The organism is Microbulbifer okhotskensis, from assembly GCF_023895975.1.
GTDB lineage: Bacteria > Pseudomonadota > Gammaproteobacteria > Pseudomonadales > Cellvibrionaceae > Microbulbifer > Microbulbifer okhotskensis.
In genome coordinates, this window is the sequence record NZ_JALBWM010000540.1 from 1 (window position 1) to 227 (window position 227).

General features: G+C 57.7%; 1 protein-coding gene. It reads left to right on the top strand.

Annotated features, from left to right (window positions below):
* A partial coding sequence (locus MO867_RS23215; protein ID WP_305884255.1) for a UDP binding domain-containing protein occupies positions 1-227 on the top strand: 227 nt, incomplete at both ends.

Genomic DNA, 227 nt, shown 5'->3' on the forward strand with positions numbered 1-227 from the left:
GTACGTGGCTGAAGAAGTGGTCAAGCTGATGATCAAGCGGCGCGTGCACGTGTCCGATGCGAAGGTGCTGATACTGGGACTCTCGTTCAAGGAGAACTGCCCCGATATCCGCAATACCAAGGTCATTGATGTGGTGCGCCAGCTTGAGTCCTATGGTGCCCACGTGGATGTGCACGATCCCTGGGTGTCTGCGCACCAGGCCCGGGAAGAATACGGCCTTGATCTGC